The sequence below is a fragment of the Vibrio sp. 1401 genome (genome assembly GCF_033340295.1).
Genome location: NZ_JAWOWF010000003.1, coordinates 32,342 through 55,871, shown reverse-complemented (window position 1 = coordinate 55,871; position 23,530 = coordinate 32,342). Strand labels below are relative to the sequence as shown.

24 protein-coding genes and 2 pseudogenes are annotated in these 23,530 nt (G+C 44.4%); 15 read left to right on the top strand and 11 right to left on the bottom strand.

The window, feature by feature from the left end; all coding sequences use genetic code 11:
• The first annotated feature begins 117 nt into the window (after window positions 1–117).
• Window positions 118–1,131, top strand: coding sequence for an asparaginase (gene ansA / locus R7Z77_RS02550; RefSeq protein ID WP_017635822.1), 1,014 nt, complete (start codon window positions 118–120; stop codon window positions 1,129–1,131).
• 95 nt (window positions 1,132–1,226) lie between these two features.
• On the opposite strand, the gene R7Z77_RS02545 is transcribed toward ansA, so the two are convergent.
• Window positions 1,227–1,511, bottom strand: coding sequence for a YeaC family protein (locus R7Z77_RS02545; RefSeq protein WP_005380700.1), 285 nt, complete (start codon window positions 1,509–1,511; stop codon window positions 1,227–1,229).
• 101 nt (window positions 1,512–1,612) lie between these two features.
• Here R7Z77_RS02545 and R7Z77_RS02540 point away from each other — a divergent pair, with 101 nt between their 5' ends.
• The gene (locus R7Z77_RS02540) at window positions 1,613–2,434 is read left to right on the top strand and encodes a DUF2989 domain-containing protein (protein WP_176311111.1); all 822 of its coding nucleotides are present in this window, start codon (window positions 1,613–1,615) and stop codon (window positions 2,432–2,434) included.
• A 117-nt stretch (window positions 2,435–2,551) separates the two neighbouring features.
• Here the strand turns inward: R7Z77_RS02540 and msrB are convergent, their stop codons facing one another.
• A complete protein-coding gene (gene msrB / locus R7Z77_RS02535; protein WP_005380698.1) occupies window positions 2,552–2,959 on the bottom strand; it encodes a peptide-methionine (R)-S-oxide reductase MsrB in 408 nt (135 codons plus the stop codon).
• A gap of 337 nt (window positions 2,960–3,296) precedes the next feature.
• On the opposite strand from msrB, the gene gap reads away from it, so the two are divergent.
• The 10 genes and pseudogenes from gap (at window position 3,297) to R7Z77_RS02485 (ending at window position 13,399) form a co-directional block, all read left to right on the top strand.
• Window positions 3,297–4,292: a type I glyceraldehyde-3-phosphate dehydrogenase gene (gap, locus tag R7Z77_RS02530; RefSeq protein WP_005380697.1), complete on the top strand. Its 996-nt coding sequence runs from the start codon at window positions 3,297–3,299 to the stop codon at window positions 4,290–4,292.
• Window positions 4,293–4,447: 155 nt separating this feature from the next.
• A complete protein-coding gene (locus R7Z77_RS02525; protein ID WP_017635820.1) occupies window positions 4,448–5,332 on the top strand; it encodes a D-hexose-6-phosphate mutarotase in 885 nt (294 codons plus the stop codon).
• A 198-nt stretch (window positions 5,333–5,530) separates the two neighbouring features.
• A pseudogene (locus tag R7Z77_RS02520) lies at window positions 5,531–7,567 on the top strand (methyl-accepting chemotaxis protein).
• A 96-nt stretch (window positions 7,568–7,663) separates the two neighbouring features.
• Window positions 7,664–8,491, top strand: coding sequence for a 23S rRNA (guanine(745)-N(1))-methyltransferase (gene rlmA / locus R7Z77_RS02515; RefSeq protein ID WP_005380691.1), 828 nt, complete (start codon window positions 7,664–7,666; stop codon window positions 8,489–8,491).
• Between the two features lie 99 nt (window positions 8,492–8,590).
• Window positions 8,591–9,538, top strand: a complete 948-nt coding sequence (locus R7Z77_RS02510) for a ChaN family lipoprotein (protein ID WP_318136593.1) — start codon at window positions 8,591–8,593, stop codon at window positions 9,536–9,538.
• A 251-nt stretch (window positions 9,539–9,789) separates the two neighbouring features.
• Window positions 9,790–10,149, top strand: a complete 360-nt coding sequence (locus tag R7Z77_RS02505) for a hypothetical protein (RefSeq protein ID WP_005380688.1) — start codon at window positions 9,790–9,792, stop codon at window positions 10,147–10,149.
• A gap of 398 nt (window positions 10,150–10,547) precedes the next feature.
• On the top strand, window positions 10,548–12,125 hold the full coding sequence (locus tag R7Z77_RS02500; protein ID WP_005380687.1) for an alkaline phosphatase: 1,578 nt from the start codon (window positions 10,548–10,550) through the stop codon (window positions 12,123–12,125).
• Window positions 12,126–12,261: 136 nt separating this feature from the next.
• Window positions 12,262–12,561, top strand: coding sequence for a ribbon-helix-helix domain-containing protein (locus R7Z77_RS02495; RefSeq protein WP_005384938.1), 300 nt, complete (start codon window positions 12,262–12,264; stop codon window positions 12,559–12,561).
• Between the two features lie 140 nt (window positions 12,562–12,701).
• Window positions 12,702–13,097 (top strand): VOC family protein, encoded by a 396-nt coding sequence (locus tag R7Z77_RS02490; RefSeq protein ID WP_005380685.1) that lies wholly within the window; start codon window positions 12,702–12,704, stop codon window positions 13,095–13,097.
• 17 nt (window positions 13,098–13,114) lie between these two features.
• Window positions 13,115–13,399, top strand: a complete 285-nt coding sequence (locus tag R7Z77_RS02485; RefSeq protein WP_005384942.1) for a putative quinol monooxygenase — start codon at window positions 13,115–13,117, stop codon at window positions 13,397–13,399.
• A 69-nt stretch (window positions 13,400–13,468) separates the two neighbouring features.
• Here the strand turns inward: R7Z77_RS02485 and R7Z77_RS02480 are convergent, their stop codons facing one another.
• Complete coding sequence (locus R7Z77_RS02480; RefSeq protein ID WP_005380681.1) at window positions 13,469–15,148, bottom strand: mechanosensitive ion channel family protein; 1,680 nt, start codon at window positions 15,146–15,148, stop codon at window positions 13,469–13,471.
• Window positions 15,149–15,339: 191 nt separating this feature from the next.
• Window positions 15,340–15,780 (bottom strand): YcgN family cysteine cluster protein, encoded by a 441-nt coding sequence (locus R7Z77_RS02475; RefSeq protein WP_005384948.1) that lies wholly within the window; start codon window positions 15,778–15,780, stop codon window positions 15,340–15,342.
• A 188-nt stretch (window positions 15,781–15,968) separates the two neighbouring features.
• On the opposite strand from R7Z77_RS02475, the gene R7Z77_RS02470 reads away from it, so the two are divergent.
• The 3 genes and pseudogenes from R7Z77_RS02470 to aqpZ all read left to right on the top strand — a co-directional run bounded on the left by R7Z77_RS02470 (window position 15,969) and on the right by aqpZ (window position 17,533).
• Window positions 15,969–16,217, top strand: a complete 249-nt coding sequence (locus R7Z77_RS02470) for a GlsB/YeaQ/YmgE family stress response membrane protein (RefSeq protein ID WP_005380625.1) — start codon at window positions 15,969–15,971, stop codon at window positions 16,215–16,217.
• Between the two features lie 137 nt (window positions 16,218–16,354).
• The gene (locus R7Z77_RS02465; RefSeq protein WP_017820793.1) at window positions 16,355–16,603 is read left to right on the top strand and encodes a YkgJ family cysteine cluster protein; all 249 of its coding nucleotides are present in this window, start codon (window positions 16,355–16,357) and stop codon (window positions 16,601–16,603) included.
• 232 nt (window positions 16,604–16,835) lie between these two features.
• Window positions 16,836–17,533: pseudogene (aqpZ, locus tag R7Z77_RS02460) on the top strand (aquaporin Z).
• A gap of 51 nt (window positions 17,534–17,584) precedes the next feature.
• Here the strand turns inward: aqpZ and recR are convergent.
• The 7 genes from recR to R7Z77_RS02425 form a co-directional block, all read right to left on the bottom strand.
• The gene (gene recR, locus R7Z77_RS02455) at window positions 17,585–18,184 is read right to left on the bottom strand and encodes a recombination mediator RecR (RefSeq protein WP_005380619.1); all 600 of its coding nucleotides are present in this window, start codon (window positions 18,182–18,184) and stop codon (window positions 17,585–17,587) included.
• A 30-nt stretch (window positions 18,185–18,214) separates the two neighbouring features.
• On the bottom strand, window positions 18,215–18,544 hold the full coding sequence (locus tag R7Z77_RS02450; RefSeq protein ID WP_005380618.1) for a YbaB/EbfC family nucleoid-associated protein: 330 nt from the start codon (window positions 18,542–18,544) through the stop codon (window positions 18,215–18,217).
• 82 nt (window positions 18,545–18,626) lie between these two features.
• Window positions 18,627–20,732 (bottom strand): DNA polymerase III subunit gamma/tau, encoded by a 2,106-nt coding sequence (gene dnaX / locus R7Z77_RS02445; RefSeq protein WP_171342828.1) that lies wholly within the window; start codon window positions 20,730–20,732, stop codon window positions 18,627–18,629.
• Window positions 20,733–20,740: 8 nt separating this feature from the next.
• On the bottom strand, window positions 20,741–21,286 hold the full coding sequence (apt, locus tag R7Z77_RS02440) for an adenine phosphoribosyltransferase (RefSeq protein ID WP_005380615.1): 546 nt from the start codon (window positions 21,284–21,286) through the stop codon (window positions 20,741–20,743).
• A gap of 162 nt (window positions 21,287–21,448) precedes the next feature.
• A complete protein-coding gene (locus R7Z77_RS02435; RefSeq protein ID WP_080276930.1) occupies window positions 21,449–21,835 on the bottom strand; it encodes a YbaN family protein in 387 nt (128 codons plus the stop codon).
• A gap of 33 nt (window positions 21,836–21,868) precedes the next feature.
• A complete protein-coding gene (locus tag R7Z77_RS02430; protein ID WP_005380608.1) occupies window positions 21,869–22,000 on the bottom strand; it encodes a hypothetical protein in 132 nt (43 codons plus the stop codon).
• 223 nt (window positions 22,001–22,223) lie between these two features.
• Complete coding sequence (locus tag R7Z77_RS02425; protein ID WP_213967591.1) at window positions 22,224–23,330, bottom strand: response regulator; 1,107 nt, start codon at window positions 23,328–23,330, stop codon at window positions 22,224–22,226.
• Window positions 23,331–23,530: the final 200 nt, after the last annotated feature.

Genomic DNA, 23,530 nt, shown 5'->3' with positions numbered 1-23,530 from the left:
TTATTAGGCTTTGCATCTCCTCAGATGACTTTCTGATGCTGTGCGTATAGCCTCGCATCTCAAGGTTATTTAGGTATATAATCCCCGCCTCTGTTCCCCTACACGAAAGAAAAAACGATGACTAGAAAACACATCTACATCGCTTACACCGGTGGTACCATCGGAATGCAAAAATCCGACCACGGCTATGTGCCTGTTGCTGGCTTTATGGAAAAGCAATTAGCAAGCATGCCCGAATTCCATCGTCCTGAAATGCCGGATTACACCATCCACGAATACGACCCTCTGATTGACTCATCAGATATGACACCTGCTGACTGGCAGCAGATTGCGAATGATATTCGTGACAACTATGACAAATACGATGGTTTCGTTATCCTACATGGTACTGACACCATGGCGTACACAGCGTCCGCATTGTCTTTCATGCTTGAAAACCTTGGTAAGCCAGTGATTGTAACGGGTTCACAAATCCCTCTCGCAGAGCTGCGTTCTGACGGCCAAGCAAACCTATTAAACGCGCTACATATTGCGGCAAACTACCCGATCAACGAAGTAACTTTGTTCTTCAATAATCAATTGATGCGTGGTAACCGCAGCACAAAATCTCATGCAGACGGTTTTAATGCCTTTACTTCACCAAACCTTCCTCCACTATTGGAAGCTGGGATCAATATTCAAGTTAGCAACAGCGTAACCGTTGGTGCACAACCAGAAGGTGAGTTTAAGGTTCACAACATCACGCCACAACCAATCGGTGTGATCACCATGTACCCTGGTATTTCACACGAAGTTATCCGCAACACGCTTCGTCAGCCCGTGAATGCGATGATTCTTCTGACTTTTGGTGTCGGTAATGCTCCTCAGAACCCTGAGCTGCTTGGTCACCTGAAAGAAGCCTCTGAGCGCGGCGTTATTGTTGTCAACCTGACTCAGTGTTTGGCAGGTAAAGTGAATATGGGCGGATATGCCACAGGTTGTGCGCTCGCAGACTCTGGTGTTATCAGTGGCTTTGACATGACGCCCGAAGCGGCGCTGGCAAAACTACACTACCTTCTAAGCCAAAACCTTTCTTACGAAGAAGTAAAAGAGAGAATGCAACAAGTACTGCGTGGTGAAATGAGCCTGTAAGTTCAAGCTTTCTACGATCTAAAAAGCCCAATACAGTTTGGGCTTTTTTCTTTCAAAATCAAAATAATAAAATTTTGAGAAATAAGGCGTAAGGATTAATCAATGTTCGGATTGACACGAACAATATCGCTCTCTTCTCCGCTGAATTGTTTTTTAAGCTCTTGTTTTGATTTAAAACTGATTTCACCACCGGCTGCAACCGTCATATGCTGCGCATCAGTATTATGTTTTGATTGATACAACATCACAGCTTGCATACACGAATCTCGCTGCTCTTTAGAAAGTGTTGTACCCTCAGGCCATCTTCCCGTTTCTACTGCATAGACTAAGCGATCATAAACTTCTGGAGTCATCGCTTGTAATAGTTGTTCTGCGTCCATAGTGTACCTTCTCATTACATTCTATTTACAGAACATAACGGGTTAAGAAACTGAGTCAAGAATACGAAAATGAATTGGTGTAACGGATCACAAGCAAAGCCATGAAAAGAACAAACTGGTTACTTCTCAGCCTCGCATGTTTTGCGCTATCGGGCTGTTTTGAAGGTAACGTGACAACCGAAGAGTTGTGCCAAAAAACACCAGAGCTACGTTGCGAGCAGCTCAATATGGATGACGGCCAATGTCGAATTCCAAGAACAAATTTGGTTTGGCATCGGTTTGAGCAATTGAAAAACCCATCAGAGGCCAACCAAATCATCGAATACGGTCTGGTCGCTGAATATAGGAAATGCTTAGAACTCGCCTCCCAGATCACCCCTATTGATCAAAGTGCTCTCAAAAGACAACGCTTTAATGCATTGGTACACAGTATTGATGAGCTAGAGCGCATTGTAAACGAGTTAAAAGGCTCAGAAGACCCGGCTACTTTGTATTTCTTATGGTCTCAAACGGGAGATACTCAAGCTCGGCGCGCATTTTTACAAATGGAAGGGTCTCCCCAATTAAATAATGCTGAGATGCAATATGCATTAGCCACTTTTTATACCAACCGAGATACCAAGAAAACCCTGGAGCTTCTTAATAACGCGTTGTCTTTATCTGATGAAGACAACATCAATCCTGTCATTCTCAAGTCAATGGCAAGTATTCATCAAGGGCTTGGAGACAAAGAGCAAGCGTATCTATGGGCAATGGTCGCGAAGAGATTCGGCGTACCGCTTGCTGATGAAAAGCAGCTCCAACGTATGTTCAATTTCAGTCATCCAGAGCGATATAAGCAGTTGGATGAATTAGCCGAATCGGTGGCGAAAGCCATAGAGAAAGGTATCTATTCCCCAGCAATGATACCCATTGAGATATAAACGAAAAACTCCCGCAATGAGCGGGAGTTTTTATTTAAGTCGAGCGACACTCAGATCACTGTTGAGCATGAATCATCCTGAAAGGATAAAACAATCTCGAGCACAATTTTGTCGTTATTATTCTGATTTGTTGAAAATTAACGACACAGAATTAACACAAAAACGCTCTCCTGTGGTCTGTGGGCCATCTTCAAAAACGTGCCCTAGATGGCTATCACACGTTGCACAACGAATCTCTGTACGTACCATTCCGTGACTTAGATCTTCTAAATAGCGCACCGCTTGATCGTTGATAGGCGCATCAAAACTTGGCCATCCGCAGCCAGAGTCATACTTGTTATCAGAGACAAAGAGAGGGGCATTACAACAAGTACAAGCATAAACACCAGTTTCCTTATTATGCAGTAGCTTACCGCTGAAAGGAGGCTCTGTACCTTGCTCTCGGCAAACACGGAACTCTTCATCAGACAGTTGCTCACGCCACTGTTCATCTGACTTCGTCACTTTTTTCCCGCTTTGTTCCACGACTTTCGGCTCCTTATTTACTGTTCTTGGTATTGACTTTTTTAGCAAAAAACTTGCTTCTCTTAACAGTTGTAGCACATACTTTCTCACCAGGACACCATGCGTAATTAATTTGATAAGAGCACTTATCTCACCAGTTATATTACGCCAACTGGGCTACAGAAGAATCAGTTAAAAGTTTAAAAAACGTACATTTGCAAAGAATTGTTAAAAAAAGCGTCGCTTTTTTTTGACTTTAAACAAGTTAAGTCCGATTATCACTTGCAGATGTTTACTGGATTCTGTAATTTTACTACCAGTTATCTTTAATCAGAAATTAAGTTGTGGAGCAACTATAATGACTATCAAAGTAGGTATTAACGGTTTTGGCCGTATCGGTCGTTTCGTATTCCGTGCAGCGCAAGAGCGCAACGACATCGAAGTAGTAGGTATTAACGACCTTATCGATGTAGATTACATGGCATACATGCTTAAGTATGACTCAACTCACGGCCGTTTCAACGGTACTGTTGAAGTTGAAGGCGGTAACCTAATCGTTAACGGTAAAACTGTACGTGTTACTGCAGAGCGCAACCCTGAAGACCTAAAATGGGACGAAATCGGTGTTGACGTTGTAGCTGAAGCAACTGGTCTTTTCCTAACTGACGAGACTGCACGTAAGCACATCACTGCTGGCGCGAAAAAAGTTGTACTAACTGGTCCTTCTAAAGACGCTACTCCAATGTTCGTTAACGGCGTAAACTTCGACACTTACGCTGGTCAAGACATCGTTTCTAACGCTTCTTGTACTACTAACTGTCTAGCGCCTATCGCTAAAGTTCTTAACGACAAGTTCGGTATCGAATCTGGTCTTATGACTACAGTTCACGCAACTACAGCAACTCAAAAAACTGTAGATGGTCCTTCTGCTAAAGACTGGCGCGGTGGTCGTGGTGCTTCTCAAAACATCATCCCATCTTCAACTGGTGCTGCTAAAGCTGTAGGCGTTGTACTTCCAGAAGTAAACGGCAAACTAACTGGTATGGCTTTCCGCGTACCAACTGCTAACGTTTCTGTAGTTGACCTAACTGTTAACCTAGTTAACGGTGCTTCTTACGAAGACATCTGTAAAGCGATGAAAGAAGCTTCTGAAGGCGAACTAAAAGGCGTTCTAGGCTACACTGAAGATGCAGTTGTATCTCAAGACTTCATCGGCGAAGTTTGCACTTCAGTATTCGATGCTAAAGCTGGTATCGCACTAACTGACAAATTCGTTAAAGTTGTATCTTGGTACGACAACGAAATCGGTTACTCAAACAAAGTTCTAGACCTAATCGCTCACATCTCTAAGTAATTAGAAAGTTAGCAATTAGCGAATAACTTCGTTAAAGAAAAGGCGGCTCTAGAGTCGCCTTTTTTGTATCTGGAATTTGAGAGAATGCAGGCTCGATGTTGCATTTAATGTGCGAAGCGCGTCTAAAAGCTCTCCCCAGCGATAGGAAACTACACATGGATTTAAAAACTCTCCCAGCCCTAACGGTGCTATCTGATAACGTCACTATCGTTGAAGTTGATCAGATAAAAATCGTCCGCGTGATTCATGACAAAGCAACGGCAGGCATCTCGCTATACGGTGGTCATGTCGTGTCGTTCACGCCTGAAGGTCAAGAAGATCTGATCTGGATGAGCGAAAAAGCTGTCTTCGATGGTAAAGCTGCTCTTCGCGGTGGTATTCCGGTTTGTTGGCCTTGGTTTGGGCGTATTGCTGCTCCAGCTCACGGCTTTGCCCGCACCGCAGAATGGGAGTTGGTTGAACATCGTGAGAACCATAACGGTGTGATTGTTGAACTTGCTCTGTTCCCGACAGAAGAAATCCACGATATTTGGCCCCATATGTTTGACGCTCGTTTGGTGATTGAAGTGGGCGATGAGCTAAAAGTGACGCTCAAAGTCATGAACATTGATGACGAGGCTTGGACCTTCTCTGGCGCATTACATACTTACCTAAACGTTGGAGACATTAAGCAAGCACAAACGACAGGCATGGGTGCCGAGTACATTGATAGCTTGAAAGCGGATGCGGTATGCCAAGGTGGTAATGTTCTACAACTAACTGACACCATTGATCGCGTTTACACGCAACCAGAAGCGAAAATTTTGGTAAAAGACCCGGTATTGGATCGTACGCTAAGCGTACACAACCAAGGCCACAACTCAGCAGTATTATGGAACCCTTGGGCAGAAGGTGCGCAAAGCATGGGTGACATGGCTGACGATGGTTATCAAACCATGTTGTGTGTGGAGTCTGCTGTTCATGCACCAAGTATTGAGCAAGGTCAAACGCTCCAACCAGGTGAGACACATGAACTTGTCACTGTCATTTCAGCGCAGTAAGAATCACCATATAAAGGCCGGGGATACCCGGCTTTTTTTGTAATAAAAGCTCTGCTTAGATGGTCCTATCTTTACTAACTTATTGGTTACTGGTCACTTTTGACGGTTTCATTAATAAATATCAAAAAAATTGATCATATAAACCGATAGCATACCGACACAAAACTCATAAATAATAAAAATATCAGGAATTAGTCTATGTTAGAGAGATACCGAAATCAAAGTGTCGGATTCCAGTTGAAACTGGTGATCACTTTGTGTCTATTCATTGCTTTCAGCAGTATTGCAGCGCTTGTTTACCGCAACGCTTCCGATGTTCTATTGGAAAGCACACTGAAAGAACACCAATCTAAAGTAGAATCAATGGCAAAAACCATTGCTGGCCAATTCGATGCTTACCTGCACACCGCTAAAGTCCTCGAATCTACTTTTCGCAATGGCTACCTTGCCGGTGTCTATGTCGAAAATTACACGGTTGACTTCATGGGACATGAAGTACCAAACATCACTCAATACAGTGAAAGCTTAATTAATGACACCAAGTTGGTCGACAGTTTCACACGTGATACCGGCGCTATAGCAACGCTATTCGCACCATTGGGTGACGACTTTATTCGGGTGTCCACCTCCCTAAAAGATCCACAAGGTCAGCGAGCGGTCGGAACCACGCTAGGCATCAACCATCCTGGTTATCAGCAACTTAAAGCAGGACAACCGTATTACGCTCAAATTAAATTGTATGGCGAGCGCTACATTACCTACTATGCCCCAATCAAAGATGCGACAGGAAAGGTAGCAGGCCTATCGTTTATTGGCTTACCAGTAGACCAAGCGACACAAACCTTATTCGATGCACTCGAAGAGATAAAATGGGGCGACACTGGTTACACCATTATCGTTGATAACGACGAAAACAATCTTGGTAAATACCTACTTCATCCAGCAAAAAGCGGCTCAGATTCGTCAATACTAGAAGTCGCCGACTACAATGGTCACAAGCCTTTTGGCCAGATTTTCGAACAATCTAGTGGATTAATTCGCTACCCTTTCGAGTACCAAGGTAACGTAGGCGAAAAGTATCTTGTCTACACAGAGGTTCCAGGTTGGAACTGGAAACTGCTAGGCGGTACATTTATCAAAGAAGTTACAAAAGGTAGCGACACGCTTCTCACACTCATTGCCATCATTTCTTCGGTAGCGGCAATCATTACTTTTGTTGTACTGACACTTTTCTTGAATCACAGCTTACAACCTCTCACGACTCTAAACTCATACATGACTCGCTTAGCCGGCGGCGAAGTCAGCTTGAGCATCCCAGCGTCTCGTAAAGCATCAAAGAATGAAATTACGAACCTGAGCTCTGGTGTCGCCAGTATGGCAAGTCAGCTCAATGAACTTGTCGGTAAGATCCGTTCAACAAGCGACTTAGTGGAGAGCAACTCCACCAGCGTTGCCAACGATGCACATAGCAATTTGACCCAAGCCGACCGACAACAACAAGAAGTCGAGCAAGTTGTGACAGCGATTGAAGAAATGGCCTCTTCCGCTCAATCTGTCGCACAACAAGTCGAAAGCATTGCGGAAAACGTACGCTCAGCAAATACCGATAGCCAGTCTGGTCTCGCGATTGTTGAAGGCGTATGTATCGACGTTGCTCAACTTAACGATCAATTGGATCAATCAGCAACGGCTATCGAGCAAGTAAATCGCGATAGCGAGAGTATTCAAACCGTCACTAAAATGATTGATGAAATTGCTGAGCAAACCAATTTACTTGCCTTGAATGCCGCCATTGAAGCAGCATGAGCAGGTGAACAAGGTCGTGGCTTCGCAGTTGTAGCAGATGAAGTGCGCACACTTGCGCACCGAACCCAAAGCTCAGTTCAGGATGTCGTGGAAATTATCGAGAAACTAAAAGGGTCGACTCATAATGCAGTTAATATGATGACAGACAGCCAACGCAGTGCAAACCAGGTCTTGGACAAAGCACAAGACGCGGGCACAGCATTAGAAGCCATCGCAGTACAAGTGCAGTCGATAGCCTCTCAAGCCGACGCCATTGCAGCGACTTCAGAAGAACAAGCTCAAGTTTCACAAGAAATTGCAGCAAATGCCCATTCTATCAGTGAACTTAACCGAGAAAGCCGCAACACGAGCGCAAAAACCTCGCAAAGTGCCATTGAACTTCAACAACAAGCACGAAACTTGAAAGAGCAAGTCGACTTCTTCCACTAATACTTAATAAGAGCCGACCCAGTCGGCTCTTTTTGTTTCACTTGAGACCATGCTTTTTGATAGAATTTGCCGCCCTACTTTCTGTTCGAGATCGTCATGAACTATCAATGCCCTCTATGCCACCAAGCTCTAGCGTTAAATGAAAAAACGTTTAAGTGCGAAAACAATCATCAGTTTGACTTAGCAAAAGAAGGCTACGTTAACTTGATGCCAGCGCATCACAAACGTTCTAAAGATCCTGGTGACAACAAAGAGATGATGCAAGCTCGTCGTCGATTCCTCGAAGGAGATTACTACAACCCAATGCGCCAAGAAGTGGCGCAGCTGTGTGCAACATACACTGAGGGGAGCACCCATCAATTATTAGATATTGGTTGTGGTGAAGGTTACTACACAGATCAAGTACAAAAGACGATAGAAACACAAGCGAACCATGCCACGATTTATGGCTTAGACATTTCCAAAGTTGCCATTCGTTACGCGGCGAAGCGTTACACGCACTGCAACTTTAGTGTGGCTTCTAGTCACCGACTTCCCTTCGCAAATGAATCCTTAGATGCCATTTTGCGCATTTATGCCCCGTGTAAAGCTGAGGAGCTGCAGCGCGTTGTAAAAAACGACGGCGTTGTTGTCACGGTTACTCCTGCTAGCCGCCACTTATACCAACTGCGTGAGCGCATTTATCAAGAAGTTCGTCTTCACAATGAAGAACCAGAACATATTGAAGGGTTTGAATTAGAGCACCAGCAGCATCTTAACTATGTTATGGACTTGAAAAACGGAGCCGCAATCGATTTATTGCAAATGACGCCATTCGCATGGAAAGCAACCGATGCTCTTCGTGAAGAGTTGAAATCCGCTACACTTTTCCAATGTGAGGCTGATTTTATGTTGCGTGTATATCGCAAAAAAACACTCAATTAATAAGTCAAAAAAAAACAACAAACGCAAATAGTTATCATTTATATTGATTCATTGCTCAGCCTCCATTAATATCATCCGGACATTTTTGGAGGCTTTTCAATGCGCTTTTCTACTTTGAGCTTGCTCTTTGCAGGCTTACTTACTGGTTGCTCTTCATATACGCAAACCAACTCTCACGCAACCTCAGCGGAAGTCACTAGTTTTTACGACTACCAACTATACACCCCTTCTGGCGAGCATATCGCTCTAAGCAAACTGCCAATTGAGCTGCAACAAGCAGATGTCATTCTTATTGGTGAATGGCACACACACGCCGGCGTTCATCGCTTTCAAACCGATATGCTCAAACAACTTACGTCCTACGACCGCTCACTCGCGTTATCTATGGAACAATTTACCCGCGACAAACAACCTGTTGTTGACGCTTACCTACGTGGGGAGATCGGCGAACAGTACTTAATGAAACAAGCCAACGCTTGGCCCAATTATGAAAGCGACTATCGCCCTCTCGTGGAGTTGGCTAAGCAGAAAAATCTCCCGGTCATTGCAGCAAATGCACCAAAGAGCATTGTTCGATGCATTGGTCGACAAGGGCTAGATTACATTAACAAGCTCGATGATGATCAGCGAATGTTCATTGCACAAGCCATCAACACTGGTAGTAGTCCGTACAAAGAAAAGTTCATGGCATCCATGCATCACGGTAAGCCAGAGCAGACGGAAAAACAGTTTGCAGCTCAAGTTACTTGGGATGAAACTATGGCGGAATCTATCGTTAGCTACCTAGACGACAGCCCAGGCGCTCAGATTGTCCATGTTGCGGGCAAGTTTCACACCGAGCAAGGGTTGGGTACGGCAGCATCAATCTTAAGCCGCAACCCGAGCTTAAAAGTGGTTGTAATTAGCCTAACAGATAACGTGCTTTCTGATAATACAGACTATCAGTTAGAGGTTCTCGCACCACCAGTACGGTATGTACAAGATGCTCACCGCATGGCGGCATATCAACATCTAACTAAACGCAATAACGATCTTCAATGTAAGTAGCTGGTCTTCAATTTAAGTTACTACCTTGTCGTTGCGTTGCATCATCACACCGCTCCGAGTTCATAGAGTGACAACGGTCTGCTTCCTGCTGGTCTATTTTTTGCTAAAGATCACCAATAGAAACTAGAAGCGGCAAAAGCAGACCTGTTTTTATCCAAATAGCTTCAGAAATAAACTTTGCCGCCGATAAAAATATAACTGCTTTTTACCCGCACTCAGTGACCGAGTGTCGATGTTCCAAGGAGTATTCGATGAATCCAGTAGGAAGCACTTCTGTTAATAGCTATGCCAAACAATCTGTCGCCTCTAAACAAGCAAGTATTGCACAAGAAGAAACTAGCGCTTCGCCGCTGAAAGTCGAACACAATAAGGTGACGCTTTCGACCGAAGGCAAAGCGCTACTTGCCGCTCTGCAACAAATCGAGCACGACAGCAAGAAAATAGAAGCAGAAGATAAATCTGTTGGTGAAAAGGTCGAATCTTTCACGCATGGTGCTCTTGGCATGGATCACCCCGATAAAATCGAGAAAGAAGAGGATGGCTCATATTCTGCGGGTCAATACCTTTCTGCGGCACTTACCGTTGGTGGCATCATACTGGCATTAGTCTGATAACCAGTCTGATAATCGTCACGACAACAAATCCTATTTGAACCAAACACTTACTGCAGCCCATAATTTAATAAGCCAAAGAACGATATGATGCAAACGTAAGTGAATTCGACCGCTCTTGTGGCCCGATAATACATGCTCGTTTATTGCTCCCTAAACTAGGTTTCTTGTGAAGGCACTGAATGGATAACTTTAGTCCATGCTTTCAACTCCTAAGCGTAATCCAAGCCCGCGTTTGTGGGCTTTCTTCTTTCCAAACTAACGAACGTTAGAGAGCGACTCATTTTTTCTGCAAAACCAAACAAAAACGACAATTTGGTTAAACTTTTATTACCGACACAAAACCTTCATAAATCATTGCTTTAATGCCTGCGCTTTCAATAAACAAGGAAAATATAATGAAGCGCTTAGTATCTCCAATCGTTACGGCAGTGGCTGCATCTACCCTCTCTTTCAACGCACTCTCAGCTGAAATCAAAAACGTCATTTTGATGATCGGCGACGGCATGGGTCCTCAACAAGTTGGTTTACTCGAGACCTACGCAAAACACGCACCTAACTCGGTTTACAAAGGCGAAAGCACAGCGTTATACAAACTCGCTCAAGAAGGTGTGATTGGATCATCACTGACCAATCCAGAAGACGCAATTGTCGTCGACTCTGCTTGCTCAGCTACGATGCTAGCGACAGGAATCCCTACCGCTTCTGAAGTCATTGGCATTGATAGCCAAGGCAACCATGTCGAAACTATTTTGGAAAAAGCCAAAAGTAAAGGTAAAGCGACAGGGCTCGTCTCTGATACGCGTATGACCCACGCAACGCCAGCAGCATTTGCCGCTCATCAACCACATCGCTCCCTAGAAAACAATATTGCGGCGGATATGCTCGAAACAGGCGTAGACGTGATGATGTCTGGTGGACTTCGTCATTGGATTCCAAAGTCGACAAACGACAAGGGAGAGACATACGAGCAACTTGAAAAGCTCACTCAAGGTAATGTCTACCTAAAATCGAAACGCAAAGACGAACGCAACTTGCTTGCCGAAGCGCAAGACCAAGGCTATAGCTTAGCTTTCAGCCGCGATATGCTCACACAAGCTAAAGGTGACAAATTACTTGGACTTTTTGCTTACTCGGGCATGAACGATGGTATTGCCTACAGTCAAAGCAAAAACGATCCAAAACGCACGCAGCCATCGCTGAAAGAAATGACCACCAAAGCAATCGACATTCTTTCAAAAGACAAAGACGGTTTTTTCTTGATGGTTGAAGGCGGCCAAATTGACTGGGCTGGCCACAGTAACGATGCAGGTACGATGCTGCATGAAATGCTTAAATTCGATGAAGCGGTAAACTCAGTTTATGAGTGGGCAAAAGGCCGTGATGACACCCTGATCATTGTTACTGCTGACCACGAAACCGGCTCTTTTGGCTTTAGCTACTCATCAGCAAACTTGCCTAAACCACAAAAACGCGACGGCGAAGCATTCAAAAATCAGGATTACGCGCCAAACTTCAACTTTGGTCAGTTCGAGATCCTCGATGGTTTATACAACCAAAAGAAAAGTTACTACGGCATGATCAGTGAATTCCAAGCGCTTGATAAGAAAGAGCAAACTCCAGAGAAGTTTGCGGAAGTCGTGAACGCAAATAGCGATTTTTCGATTACGCCTGAGCAAGCAGAACGCGTATTAGCAAGTAAACCAAATCCATACCGACTCGCTGGACACAAATACTTAAGCGAAGAGAACGTTCCGACAATCAATGACTTTGATGCTTTCTTTCCTTACAACGACCGTGGCAACTTGCTAGCGCGTGAGCATGCAACAAAGCAAAACACAGTATGGGGGACGGGTACTCATACGCATACTCCAGTCAACGTATTTGCTTGGGGACCTGCAGAAACTATCCTTCCGGTATCAAAAATCATGCACCACTCGCAACTAGGCGAGTACTTGAAACAACAAATTAAATAATCAACTTGCACTTACTTCACAACTCGTGATGTTTCAACGCTCTCGCAAGGGAGCGTTTTTTTATGCATGAAAACAGTTGACGTTTTAAATCGTACACCACAATAATTATGGGTCTTTAATTATATGAATAAAGAAAATGTGCGAAATCTTTGCTAAGCAACCCCAAGACAACTATCAGTTCATCACCCGCTCTATCCGTATTGATGGTCACGCGACCAGTGTAAAACTTGAAGCTAGCTTTTGGACAATTCTTGAGGAAATCGCTAGTGCTCAAAACATGACGGTTCCTAAATTCATAAGCACTGTTTATCAAGAAGCACTCGAATACAATGGTGAAGTGAACAACTTTGCCTCCTTACTTCGATGCGCTTGCCTCACGTACGCTCGCCAACCTCAAGAGACCACTCGTCAAGCACTTGCGCAACTTAACAGTTAATAGCAACCAACCGAGCAATAACCATCCTAGGCTATGCATCCGTATTATAAACCCTTGAGCATCTTCTAATTTGTCGTACTAGAGTACTACCCAGACTCCTTTTGAAATCGCTAACCTGTGCGGACTATCAAGGAGTACCTATGACAAAAATGATTCACACCATGATCCGAGTAAGTGATCTGGACCGCTCTCTACAATTTTACTGTGACGTACTTGAACTAGAAGTCGCTGATCAATACATCTTTGATGGCTTTTCTCTAACCTATCTAGCCAACCAAGAAACTGGCTTTGAATTGGAACTGACGCACAATCACGACCAAAGTGAGCCCTACACTCACGGCTCAGGTTACGGCCACCTTGCCGTCAGCGTGGAGGACATTGAACAAGCCCACAAACGCATTAAATCTCTCGGCATTGAAACTGGTGACATCAAAGCCTTTGACCATCAACAAAAGCATTTAGCAACGTTCTTTTTTGTAACCGACCCTGATGGTTACAAAATTGAGTTCCTGCAACGCCAAGGGCGTTACCTATAACAAAAAGAGTAAACATTATGATTCACTTGACGGCTACCTTTCATGCACAACCGGGAAAAGAACAAGAGTTGAAAGAGGTACTTACCCGAGCGCTTGAACCTACTCGCAATGAAGAAGGTTGCGTTCGTTATCAATTGTTCCAAGATAAAGACAATACATGCCACTTCGTTTTTCAGGAGCAATTTAAAAACCAACAAGCATTTGAGCTTCATGGTAAAACAGAACACTTTGCTCTTTTGATTAGCCAGATCGACAACTTGTTAGAATGCGAGCCTAAACTGGTGTTCTTTAACGAACTGTAACTATAGCGCTAACCGAAGATCAAAAAAGGCACTCTATCTAGAGTGCCTTTCACTAGTTGGGACCTGTGATTAAGCGTCTTGCTTCTCCACCATATGCAAATGCACATCTTGTTGTGGGAAAGGAATCGAAATACCTTCTCGGTCGAAGCGTAGTTTCACCTCTTTTGTCACATCCCAGTATACATCCCAGTAATCATCCGTTTTTACCCAAGGACGCACAATAAAATCTACAGAAGACGTATTTAATGTATGAACTTTGATCATTGGCTCTGGAGTGCGAAGTACCGAAGGGTGAGAGGTAATGATATCAGACAATACTGACTCCGCTTTTAAGAGGTCATCCGCATAGCCAATGCCAAACACCATATCCACGCGGCGAATGCGTTCATGCGTGACGTTCTTAATAACATCTCCCCAGATTTTGCTGTTAGGCACAATAATAATTTGGTTATCAAACGTACGGATTGTGGTATTCACCAAACTCATATGGCTTACCTTGCCATCCACACCGCCAGCATACACAAAATCACCAACATCAAATGGGCGATAAATAAGCAGCATCATACCCGCCGCGAAGTTGGATAACGTGTCTTGCAACGCGAAACCAATAATCACACCAGCAATACCGAAACCGGTTAGGATTGGCGCTAGGTTCAAACCAAGCTGAGATAAGCCCACCATGATACCGATCACCCACACGAATTTGCCGGACATCGAGATAAAGAAGTCCTGCATCAAGTGGGAAAGTTTTAAGTTTTTCGATGCAACTGCTTTACGGACGACTTTGCGAGTTAACTTAGCCAGTCCGCGAGCGATCAATAAAATCAGCGCAAAAACAAACAACTGGAAGATATGCTGCGGTGCATTCTCGGCAAACCAATCCAGTGCCGAGTTGGACCAGTGACTCAGTATTGACCACACAACTTTGGTATTCAGTAAATCATGGGTGATATTACCCGTCACTTCAAAAATTTGGCGTTTGTATTCAGACGTTTCTAAACCGACTTTATCACCAATTGAAATCAGGTTGCGTAAGCTTTCTGTCGCAATATTTAGCCTTTGTTTAGTAATGAGCTGACTAAGTTGCAACGACGCTTTTTCCGACTCTGGGCTAGACGAAAGTTGGGAGCCAATGATCTCACTTTGCTGACTCAAGTACTCAATTGAAGCAGACAGTAAGCGCATACGTTTATCAATTTTATCTTTTAGTTCCGCTTCTGCGCGCTCGTTTTGGGCCCCTAGCTCCTTCAACCAAGCGAGATTTTGCCAGCTCGAATCGAAGCTAACATCAAGATAACGCTGTAGCTCTCGATAATCATTAACAAGAGCAAGCTTCTCTTCATCCTTAGCCTTATTTAAATCCTCGACGACTTTCTTTATTTTTTCCGATAGATAGTTCGTCGCATCCTCAGAGTATTGTTCTTGTTTTTTAACTAGCAAGATCAGCTTGTCGCGAGAGATAGTTTCACGTTCAATCGCTGACGCTAACTGGCTTCTTAATTCTTCATTCTTTTGGAATAGTTGCAGTTGAAGGGCATCACGCTCGTCGCCACTCGCTTGCGAGAGGCTTTGGGATAAATCCACAATCTCTCGGTTCAAGTTGTCAATCGAGATTTCGGCAGCAGAAGGCTCTTGGATATCGTCAGTGGCAGTCGCATGAACAGCCATTGGGGAGAACATAATGACGGCAAGTGCGAATAATGTCACCCAAGATGTCAGGCGCAGTTTCTGGGGGAAATGAAACGTCATGTTTACCTCATAGGGAACAATCCTGATCAAAACAATCAGGAATAGAAGTGTAAAGCGTTGAAATCATACTCCTAAGTTTACAACACTAAATAATAAACTGAGCAGCATTTCGTTAGCGAGACGTCAAAGTTGGGAGCCCCAATAGCAAACAAGCCTTTCATTTAATCAATGAAAGGCTTGTTTGTATTCGACTAAGGACGGTTGGGATGATTTAAAATATGGTCTTCCCAATCCACCACATCAATCTCGTAAACAACTTTGTTACGGACACTTTCCCCTGCCGCATGCATTGCGGACTTAGAGCCGGTAATCAACGGATGCCATTCTGGTAAAGGCTGCTTTTCAGCCAACAGACGGTAAGCGCACGTGTGTGGCAGCCAAGTAAAATCGTCAATGTCTTCTCGGGTCAGCTTGGTGCACTCTTCACCCGAAGTGAAACGGTTTGGGTAATCCTTACACGAACACGTTTTACTGTTCAGCCAGCTACAAGCCACATTGGTATAGTAGATTTCATCGGTATCTTCATCCATAAGCTTATGCAAACAACATTTGCCACAACCATCACAGAGAGATTCCCATTCCTCTTCTGTCATCTGCTCTAACGATTTACTTTGCCAAAATGGAGTGCTCATACTTCAAGTCTCACCAAGGGAATTTAGGGGGCGATTTATACTCTTCTCAACGCAAAAGTTCAAGTTTTGAGAAGATCTTGCATCCTTCCCACATAACGGTGGAGATATTCAACTACTTTCGTTTTACTGTTCTATCCTTAAACAAGTTTCCATTACTCAATTTATCAAGAAGGCATTAAGGAGTTTTCATGGGTATTATTTCTTGGATTATTTTGGGCTTAATCGCCGGCGCACTTGCTAAATGGCTCATGCCAGGAAAAGATGGGGGCGGTTGGATTGCAACAATGTTACTTGGTATTGCAGGGGCATTTGTAGGTGGCTTCCTTGGCGGCATTCTCGGTTTCGGCGGAGCAACTGGCGTCAACATTGGTAGTATCATTACCGCAACACTAGGCGCATTTATTCTGTTGTTTGTTTATAACCGTTTCTTAAAATAATCACGATGATTTAAAAGCAAAAAACCAAAAAGGGAGCGTAATGTTAAGCGCACCCTTTTATTTTTTTCTTTCTTCACTCTTCCAATCCACGTCAAAATGACCATAATTGCCCCCTTAATTTTTAAGAGGTTTACATTATGGATTGTCGATTAGGATGTGGAGCGTGTTGTATTGCGCCAAGTATCTCTTCACCAATACCTGGAATGCCCAAGGGCAAACCTGCAGGTGTTCGTTGTGTGCAACTCAACGACGACAATTTGTGCAAGCTATTTGGTAAGCCTGAACGCCCCAAAGTCTGTCACGATTTTAAACCGTGTCCGATTGTATGCGGCAACACCAATCAAGAAGCACTCGACAACATCACTGAATTAGAACAATTGACGTAATGCGACTCTAGACCACACGTTTAAAGTTAGTACCTCGGTTGTTTCTCTCCGAGGCAGTAATCAAAGCAAACTCAAGATTTAGCACTTCCCCCCCCCTCTGCTTTTTATCTCACCCTTGAGAACTCTTGCCACATAGCGTTCCATTTGCGGTTTTTGCGCGATCTCCCTCACAATTTATTGACAATTCTCGACTATGTTCAGCGGGTCATTTAATTAAAGATCAGGAAAGAACATGAATAAGTATTTGGCTGAGGCTTTTGGCACGTTCTGGCTAGTGTTGGGCGGCTGTGGTAGCGCGGTGTTGGCTGCGGGTTTCCCTGAAGTGGGTATTGGTCTGTTGGGCGTTTCTTTGGCATTCGGTTTAACCGTTCTGACGATGGCATTTGCTATCGGTCATATTTCAGGTTGTCACTTGAACCCTGCAGTGACAGTTGGCCTTTGGGCAGGCGGTCGTTTTGAGACAAAAGACGTTGCTCCCTACATCATCTCACAGGTGATCGGCGGGCTTATCGCAGGTGGCGTGCTTTACGTTATTCATCTGGACAAGCAGGATTCGATGTTGTGGGTTCTGGCTTTGCCGCCAATGGTTATGGTGAACACTCTCCAGGCCAATACTCGATGATCGCTGCACTTGTGACTGAAGTTGTCATGACGATGATGTTCCTGATTGTCATTATGGGTGCAACAGACAAACGTGCGCCACAAGGCTTTGCACCTATCGCAATTGGCCTGTGTTTGACTCTCATTCACCTGATCAGCATTCCTGTCACCAATACGTCAGTAAACCCTGCTCGTAGCACGGCAGTCGCAGTATATGTGGGTGACTGGGCGGTTTCTCAGCTATGGCTGTTCTGGATTGCTCCTATTGTGGGTGGCGTGCTTGGTGCGGTTATCTACAAAAATCTTCTTGGTAAAGAATCGAACGATTAATCGTTCCTAACTCCCAAAATCAAAAAAGCCGCTGAATTCAGCGGCTTTTTATTAAATTCTGTGTCGACCTAATAGCGAATGTGACAACGTCGTGCCATCAACAAGCTCTAGCTCCCCACCGACAGGCACACCATGCGCGATGCGGCTGGCATCAACTTGGTGCTCTTTACATAGCTCTGCGATGTAGTGGGCAGTGGCTTCACCTTCAACTGTTGGGTTTGTCGCCAAAATCACTTCGGTAATATCACCGCGACGTAAGCGGTAATCAAGGACATCCAATCCAATATCACTTGGACCAATACCATCTAATGGCGACAAATGCCCCATAAGAACAAAATACCGACCAGAATATTGGCCTGTTGCTTCAACGGCTGCGATGTCTGCCGGGCTTTCTACCACACAAATTTGACCATTTTCTTGGCGTTTTGGGTTGGTACAAATGTGACAGACTTCTTCTTCGGTGAAGGTTCGACACTCAGTACAATGACCTATTTCTGTCATTGCCTGACTCAGCGCATCTGCAAGCTGCAAACCGCCTTTTCTATCGCGCTGTAACAAATGAAAGGCCATACGCTGCGCTGACTTGGGGCCAACCCCAGGTAGACAACGTAAGGCCTCCATCAATTGCTCCAGCATATGACTGGTACGCATTAAAAGTCCGCTTAATTAAATATCAGCAGATTAGAATGGCATTTTCATGCCTGGTGGTAGTTGCATACCGCCAGTTACAGAAGCCATTTTCTCTTTTTGAGTTTCTTCAACACGACGGGCTGCATCGTTGAACGCCGCAGCGATCAGATCTTCAAGCATTTCTTTGTCGTCTTCCATCAAACTTTCATCGATGTCAACACGACGTACGCTGTGACTACCAGTGATAGTAACTTTAACTAGGCCAGCACCAGACTCGCCAGTTACTTCCATATTCGCGATTTCTTCTTGAAGCTTTTGCATGCGATCTTGCATTTGCTGGGCTTGCTTCATTAGGTTGCCCATACCGCCTTTACCAAACATGTTTATCTCTCTGGTTTAATGAGGTGTTGCATCAATTAATGGGGTTATACCTTTGGGTTTTCAACCCCATTCCATTCGATTATTAGATAGGGCGCACACTATCTTTATCAAGCTCTGCAGCAAAACGACGTTCAATAAATTGAACATTTGGATCGTTTTCTAAACTGTTCAGCGCTTGCTGTAATTTCTCTTGGTAGAGCCTATCTCTCAGTTCAAGTGGTGTTTCTCCACTCTCCCCTATTTCGATGCTCATGTGGCACTCTTCACCTAACACGGTATTAAGTGCTTTGAGCAATTCGGCTTGAGCTCTATCAGTATTCAAATGAGCTTGGCTGCTTCTCAATAGTAACGAAACGGTTGTTCCTTCCTTACTATAATGAGAGTTTAGCGCAAGTTGCTCTACCAGCTTAGGGATCTCCATTAAGCTGATGAGCTTCGCCCATTCATTATGTTCTAATGACTCATCGATGAGCTTTTGTGCCATTTCAGGCGTTTTCTCATGCTCAAGTGCCTGCTTGAGCTGCGTAGGTGTCAGTTTTGTATTTACTTTTGTCTCAACAGGCTTGCTTGGACGCCAGCGATACGCTTCCTCAACTTGTGGCTCCGTCGACTTCGGAGCTGAGTTTGGCGACACCTGCGCGGAATTGCCATGCAATTGCGCTACTCGGTCGATAACCGATTCTGGTTGTGCAGATGCCGCTTTAGGCTTTTTTGAGCCACCATTTTGAGGAGTGTTCTGTTGTAGGCCTTGACGCTGAGAACGTAATTGGTGACGTAAACCGCTTAGACCACCGCGCGCTGGTGTTGAAACGCTCTCTTGCATTTGCTGAGGTGGCGTTTCATGCTGCGGCGCTGGGTTTTCACTCATCGGCGGCGCCATATCATACTGTGGTGGAACCGTCTCATATCCACTCGCTTGATACTCAGGTTGCGAACTGGATGAAGGTTGAGGCGCCACTTGTGGTGTGCTTTGTGCTGGACTCGGCTGCTGAGCTCGAGGAGCAGCGGCTGTCTGAGCTGGCGCAGCCTTTGGTTGACTGGTACTTTGAGCCGGAGATGACGCTGGCTCGCAGTTACTAGAAACAACATTTGCCCCACTGTTATTTGATGGGCGGAACGCCATCATACGCAGCACAATCATTTCCAAACCGACTCGCCCATTTGGCGAGAGGGTCAAATCTTCACGACCTTTCAATGCAATTTGATAGTAAAGCTGAACGTCTTGCGGGCTTAGAGCTTTACTCAACAGCTCAATTTTCTCTGCATCTGGTTGTGCTCGGTCTAGCGACGCTGGCAGCGCTTGATACATCGCAATTCGATGAAGCTGTGTTGCGACTTGCTGCAACAAACCATCCCACTCAACACCATTTGCTGCTAATTGCTGGATTTTATCCATGGCTTGTTGAGGTTGCTTGCTGCTGATTGACTCCAGTAAGTGAATCGCTTGGTCGGTATCAATCGTCCCCAACATGTGGCTGACAATATCAGTTTGCACCGCACCGTTACCTAAAGCAATTGCTTGATCAGTCAAGCTAAGAGCATCACGCATACTGCCATCTGCAGCATGTGAGATCATACCCAACGCTTTTGGCTCTGCTGAAACTTGCTCTTGACCTAGGATGTAATCAAGTTGCTGGTGAATATCATCAACGCTGATTGGTTTCAGATGAAACTGAAGACAACGCGACAATATAGTGACAGGCAGCTTTTGTGGATCAGTTGTTGCGAGTAAGAACTTCACATACTCTGGCGGCTCTTCCAGGGTTTTCAACAACGCATTGAAAGAGTGACGCGATAGCATGTGCACCTCATCGATGAGGTACACTTTAAAACGTCCACGAGCAGGTTTGTATTGAACGTTGTCTAACAGTTCACGAGTGTCTTCAACTTTAGTACGTGATGCTGCGTCGATTTCAAGAAGATCGACAAAGCGACCTTCATCAATTTCACGACAAGTATCACACTTACCACAAGGTGTCGCGGTAATGCCGGTTTCGCAGTTCAAGCCTTTGGCAAACAGCCTACCGATACTCGTTTTACCCACACCACGAGTCCCGCTGAACAGATAAGCATGGTGTAAACGGTTTTGCGCCAGTGCGTTTTCCAACGCCGTCAGGACATGTTTTTGTCCGACAACTTGGTCAAACTGATTAGGACGCCATTTTCGCGCTAAAGCTAAATAACTCATTGAATGTATTAATGTCCTTCAAAATCGCAGATGCTGTACACGTTTAGACCTAGTGCTTCTAAACGTTTATCGCCACCGATTTCTGGTAGGTTGATAACGAACGCAGCGTGCTCAACTTCACCACCCAGTTGGCGAATCAGCTTAGTCGTCGCTTCAATAGTACCGCCCGTTGCCAATAAATCGTCGACAACCAGTACTTTGTCGCCTTCAACGATGGCATCTGTATGGATTTCTAGTGTATCAACGCCGTATTCAAGCTCATAAGATTGAGCAACAGTAGGGCGTGGTAGCTTGCCTGGTTTACGCACTGGTACAAAACCAACACCTAGCTCAAGCGCTAAAGGCGCGCCAAATAGAAAGCCACGGGCTTCCGTACCCACAACCTTGGTAAAGCCCATATCTTTGTAACGTTCAACAAGTAAGTTGATCGTCGCTTGGTATGCTTTCGCGTCTTCAAGAAGGCTCGTCACATCACGAAATAGAATGCCTGGCTTTGGGTAGTCTTGGATGCTTTTGATGCTAGATTTGATCAGTGAAATTGTTTCTGTAGTCATAATACCGATTTACTTAGATTGGCTCATCGCCCTCTCTAATCGCAGTATCACGAGGGCAACGAACAATAGGTTTTCACCACTATGTGCTTATTTTCGTAAAAGTCACAGGCGCTGAAAATACAAACGCCCACTCGAAGAGCGGGCACACTATTCTCTACAATCTTAGTGATTTTCTTCTCGGTCAGCAACCAACTCAATCACAGGCAGACGCATAAACCAGCTGAGTAAAACGATTAGCATCACTAAAAGACCAATTTTTACCCAAACGAGGGGGACAACAACGATTGAAACCATGAAACTAAGCGCAATAAAAATCGCACCACGCTTTTTTACTTTTGAAGTAACAGCCCGATGCTTATGCCAATTGTCGAGAATGGGTCCAAACGTTTTGTGGTTATGTAACCATTGATGAAATGCGGGGCTACCACGCATAAAACATGCGCTAGCAAGCAAAATAAAAGGTGTGGTGGGTAACAGTGGAAGGGCTATGCCGGCTATGCCGAGCACAATACAGAGTCCACCAACAGTATTGAAAAAGTAACGCTTAATACGAATGGTGAACTCCGGTACAAAATAGCTAGATTAAAAGCCTGCGTAACCATTCATTACACGAAGCCAGGTTAGCGTTGCAGGAAGTGTTGGGATCAAAAGAACTGCAATAAAACCTAAAAAGTAAAAAATATTATAAGGCTCTTTAAAATCTTTGTCTGCCATGATGTGTCTTCTCACTAGTTGACTTTGCTTCTCCCAAGGCACAGCGTTAAATTATCGTTGCACAAATGGGTCATTATTGTTTTAAGCGCTGACTATACATTAAACAGCCAAATCTAAACACCAGTAAAAAGTAAGGTTATTGAACTAAACGTATGTTGTTTTGGTGGTTCTAAAAAGATAATAAGCAGCGTCAGGACGCTGCTTATTGGTTTGCAAGTCATAATTATACTAGTCGGGATTTCCGGGTAATACTTAAACTAAAACTTGAAGAACCTAAACACCCGATAGATAACTGTCCTGCAACACTAAGCGGTAAATCGCGGGTGATGAAGTTTTTCATACTTCCTCCCCCTAAACGGTTACCTGCTGCGATGTGTTGATTCGTATTTCCGTCAGACCAATGGCTATCTAAACCCGCAGGCAATATAGAGACCGAGGATGAAGCGAGGTCGGCGACACCAAACACAGCATTGACTGCACCCGCACACTCCGAACACTCAATTCCTTTTTCAATGATCCCTACCATGTCCTTGAGATCAGCACTGAAACTTTTCAAGTTACGGAGATAGTCGTCAAACAATGCCCTAACGAGCAATGTCGTCGCAACTCCATCATTAGCTTGGGAAGCAGAATCAACGAGATAAAACGCAAATTGACCATTCATTAACCAACGATAATCGAAAACCAAGGGCATCACATCCGTCGATTGCAATAAACGGTACGAGCAGCGCCAATCTCCCTGAGCAGCATCCTTCTCTGGCAATAGCGCTTGCAGTAAATCTCTTGCCGCACTCGGATTCTGTTGCAAATACTCCAGATGCCAATACAGCTCTTGTTCATCCGGGATTTCACCACCATCATCAACCCTGAACCACTGACTTGAAAAGTCACGTTGTTCTGAGAAGTGGCTATCGGTATCTTCTAGCGTATTCTCTATCGCCTGAGATAGGTGCTCATAATTACCTATCGGTTTAGGAAGAAAATCTTTAATACCAAATCGCAACGCTTTCGCGACATCGGACATTTCATCCGTGCCTGATACCACGATAAGCGGCATATATGGGTATTCGAGACTAACTTCTTCGACGAACTCGATACCATCTAAGACCGGCATCGATAAATCACATAAGATAAGATCGGGTTGGCATTCCTTGAGTTGTTGAAGCGCTTCTAGGCCGTTTTCTGCTTCTACTACTTTAAAACCCTGACTTTCTAAATAGGCATTGGTTACTTTACGAAATATTGGATCATCGTCCACCAACATTATTAGTTTTTGATTAATCACTTCCTGTGCCGAGACCATTGCCGTTTGACTGTGAGTCTTAAACATACCTTTATCCCTCACAAAGCTCAGTCAAAAAAACAGATTTATTATTAAGTCATTATTTTTGTTGTGTTTACTTCCAGCAAAACGTGTCACAGCAAGACCTGAGGCCGCTTCACCTTGTTATAAAACTTAGCTCGGAAACTGCATTAATACAAATATTACGGCGTATAACAGTATTTACTCAAACAGGGTTGCTGTGTTCA

Excerpts from the sequence above, each read along its gene's own strand:
- R7Z77_RS02500 (WP_005380687.1), top strand. The coding sequence starts at position 10,548 with ATGAAGCGCTTAGTATCTCCAATCGTTACGGCAGTGGCTGCATCTACC.
- R7Z77_RS02525 (WP_017635820.1), top strand. The coding sequence starts at position 4,448 with ATGGATTTAAAAACTCTCCCAGCCCTAACGGTGCTATCTGATAACGTC.
- R7Z77_RS02475 (WP_005384948.1), bottom strand. The coding sequence starts at position 15,780 with ATGAGCACTCCATTTTGGCAAAGTAAATCGTTAGAGCAGATGACAGAA.
- ansA (WP_017635822.1), top strand. The coding sequence starts at position 118 with ATGACTAGAAAACACATCTACATCGCTTACACCGGTGGTACCATCGGA.
- R7Z77_RS02495 (WP_005384938.1), top strand. The coding sequence starts at position 12,262 with ATGTGCGAAATCTTTGCTAAGCAACCCCAAGACAACTATCAGTTCATC.
- R7Z77_RS02450 (WP_005380618.1), bottom strand. The coding sequence starts at position 18,544 with ATGTTTGGTAAAGGCGGTATGGGCAACCTAATGAAGCAAGCCCAGCAA.
- R7Z77_RS02485 (WP_005384942.1), top strand. The coding sequence starts at position 13,115 with ATGATTCACTTGACGGCTACCTTTCATGCACAACCGGGAAAAGAACAA.
- R7Z77_RS02490 (WP_005380685.1), top strand. The coding sequence starts at position 12,702 with ATGACAAAAATGATTCACACCATGATCCGAGTAAGTGATCTGGACCGC.
- R7Z77_RS02480 (WP_005380681.1), bottom strand. The coding sequence starts at position 15,148 with ATGACGTTTCATTTCCCCCAGAAACTGCGCCTGACATCTTGGGTGACA.
- gap (WP_005380697.1), top strand. The coding sequence starts at position 3,297 with ATGACTATCAAAGTAGGTATTAACGGTTTTGGCCGTATCGGTCGTTTC.
- R7Z77_RS02505 (WP_005380688.1), top strand. The coding sequence starts at position 9,790 with ATGAATCCAGTAGGAAGCACTTCTGTTAATAGCTATGCCAAACAATCT.
- R7Z77_RS02545 (WP_005380700.1), bottom strand. The coding sequence starts at position 1,511 with ATGGACGCAGAACAACTATTACAAGCGATGACTCCAGAAGTTTATGAT.
- R7Z77_RS02430 (WP_005380608.1), bottom strand. The coding sequence starts at position 22,000 with ATGGCAGACAAAGATTTTAAAGAGCCTTATAATATTTTTTACTTTTTA.
- R7Z77_RS02540 (WP_176311111.1), top strand. The coding sequence starts at position 1,613 with ATGAAAAGAACAAACTGGTTACTTCTCAGCCTCGCATGTTTTGCGCTA.
- recR (WP_005380619.1), bottom strand. The coding sequence starts at position 18,184 with ATGCGTACCAGTCATATGCTGGAGCAATTGATGGAGGCCTTACGTTGT.
- R7Z77_RS02465 (WP_017820793.1), top strand. The coding sequence starts at position 16,355 with ATGGATTGTCGATTAGGATGTGGAGCGTGTTGTATTGCGCCAAGTATC.
- apt (WP_005380615.1), bottom strand. The coding sequence starts at position 21,286 with ATGACTACAGAAACAATTTCACTGATCAAATCTAGCATCAAAAGCATC.
- R7Z77_RS02510 (WP_318136593.1), top strand. The coding sequence starts at position 8,591 with ATGCGCTTTTCTACTTTGAGCTTGCTCTTTGCAGGCTTACTTACTGGT.
- rlmA (WP_005380691.1), top strand. The coding sequence starts at position 7,664 with ATGAACTATCAATGCCCTCTATGCCACCAAGCTCTAGCGTTAAATGAA.
- R7Z77_RS02470 (WP_005380625.1), top strand. The coding sequence starts at position 15,969 with ATGGGTATTATTTCTTGGATTATTTTGGGCTTAATCGCCGGCGCACTT.
- dnaX (WP_171342828.1), bottom strand. The coding sequence starts at position 20,732 with ATGAGTTATTTAGCTTTAGCGCGAAAATGGCGTCCTAATCAGTTTGAC.
- R7Z77_RS02425 (WP_213967591.1), bottom strand. The coding sequence starts at position 23,330 with ATGTTTAAGACTCACAGTCAAACGGCAATGGTCTCGGCACAGGAAGTG.